The sequence below is a fragment of the Fulvivirga aurantia genome (genome assembly GCF_009711475.1).
Lineage (GTDB): Bacteria > Bacteroidota > Bacteroidia > Cytophagales > Cyclobacteriaceae > Fulvivirga > Fulvivirga aurantia.
Window position 1 is genome coordinate 1 of the sequence record NZ_SMMD01000345.1, and the last position, 1,882, is coordinate 1,882.

Here is a 1,882-nt window from a genome sequence, read left to right on the forward strand (position 1 = left end):
CTACTTTATCACCTGAAGGCAATAAGGTACGGGCGACCATTAATGGCGAAGAATTCATGATTGACGAATGGGCACCTCATCAGATTGAAGGCTTGCCAATAGGTGAGGTTACCGTGAAGCTGGAGTTGCTAGGTGAGAATGGTCAATTAGTATCAAGTCCATTTAATCCGGTAGAACGTAAAGTCACGCTGGAGCAGTAGTCAACCAATCGGTCATATTAATAAAACTTAAATAATACGAAGTGTCATCTATAGACTTTTAATTAAATGCAACATTGTTGCATTTAATTAATGAGCGTCTATATTTGCACTATGTTAGATTTAAAAAACAACAGGACATCTCGATTTGTAGGGCTACACCTTGATCTTATAGGCTTTAGTTCCTCTGTCTTGTGTGCTATACATTGTGCGGCACTTCCCTTTTTATTGAGCTTGGCTCCTTTGGCCAATCTTCAATTTTTGAACAATCCCTGGGTCGAATATGCAATCATTATAGCCAGCTTTTTAATTGCCTGTTTTGCATTAATACATGGTTACAGCAGACACCATCACAAGCCACAGGCCCTGGTGCTTGTGGTGATGGGGTTTGTCCTGATTAGTACGGGTCACTTAGCAGAATGGAACGAAGCCGTTTTTACGACTTTCGGGGCAACAATAGTAGCAATAGCACATCTTATCAATTGGAGACAGATAAAGCAGTCCAAGGTAGATTATCCTGATTGCCTGAATCACTCAAAATCAAAATAAAAATGTTTGGAACAAAAAAATTACCCGTTACAGTGCTCAGTGGTTTTCTGGGCGCGGGCAAAACCACTTTACTCAACCATATTTTACATAACAGGCAAGGTCTTAAAGTAGCCGTGATTGTAAATGATATGAGTGAGGTAAATGTAGATAGCAAAGTAGTACAAAACGAGATAAAGCTTTCTCGTACTGATGAGAAGCTGGTAGAAATGAGCAACGGCTGTATTTGCTGTACATTACGAGAGGACTTGATGGTAGAAGTCGAACGCCTGGCTAAAATGAAGAAGTTTGACTACCTGCTCATTGAAAGCACCGGTATTTCTGAACCTATACCCGTAGCTCAGACATTTTCTTTTGCCACGGGTGATGAGCTATACGACCTTACCAGGTTTAGCAGACTCGATACTATGGTGACGGTAGTTGATGCCTTTAATTTTTTTAAAGATTTCGGCAGTGCAGATACCATTGTAGATCGCAACATGACGGATGATGCGCAAGACCAGCGCTCCATCGTTAACCTACTTACCGATCAGGTTGAGTTTGCCAACATTATCTTATTAAACAAAGTCGATCTTGTATCTGAAGAACAATTAAAGACATTGGAAGGTGTGCTACTCAAGCTCAACCCTGAAGCTAAGATCGTAAAAACCTCCTATGGCAATATAGATCCAAAGCTTATTCTCAATACCAAAATGTTTGATTATGACAAGGCAGAACAGGCTGCCGGTTGGATAAAAGAATTAAACAATGAGCACACACCTGAAACGGAAGAATATGGCATTTCATCTTTTGTCTTCCGTGATCGCAGACCTTTTCATCCTGAGCGCTTCTGGCAATATGTAAATCAAAATTGGCCAGGCAACGTTGTGCGTAGCAAGGGGCTTTTCTGGCTAGCTTCACGACCAGACCAGGCCTTGCTGTGGAGTCAGGCTGGTGGCTCACTCAAGGCGGAGCCTTATGGGCGATGGTGGGCCGCACTACCTATGCGAGAGCGAGCGATGAATGATGCCTATATGGCCAATCAACACGAGATTATGAAAAAATGGGATGATCAATGGGGTGACAGGATGAATGAATTAGTGATAATCGGTCAGGACCTCGATGAGGAAGCTATTAACAATGCCTTAAAATCCTGTTTG

General features: G+C 42.0%; 2 protein-coding genes and 1 pseudogene. All 3 read left to right on the forward strand.

The genetic code is table 11. The features are described 5' to 3' along the window. Positions 1 to 200, forward strand: a pseudogene (locus E1176_RS20365) (phosphopeptide-binding protein); the annotation flags it as partial. A 111-nt stretch (positions 201 to 311) separates the two neighbouring features. Then, positions 312 to 746: a MerC domain-containing protein gene (locus E1176_RS01695; RefSeq protein WP_185152548.1), complete on the forward strand. Its 435-nt coding sequence runs from the start codon at positions 312 to 314 to the stop codon at positions 744 to 746. Between the two features lie 2 nt (positions 747 to 748). Further along, the coding region (locus E1176_RS01700; protein ID WP_155208847.1) for a GTP-binding protein at positions 749 to 1,882 on the forward strand (1,134 nt) is incomplete at its 3' end.

Coding starts and splice junctions, on each gene's coding strand:
- E1176_RS01695 (WP_185152548.1), top strand. CDS start 312: ATGTTAGATTTAAAAAACAACAGGACATCTCGATTTGTAGGGCTACAC.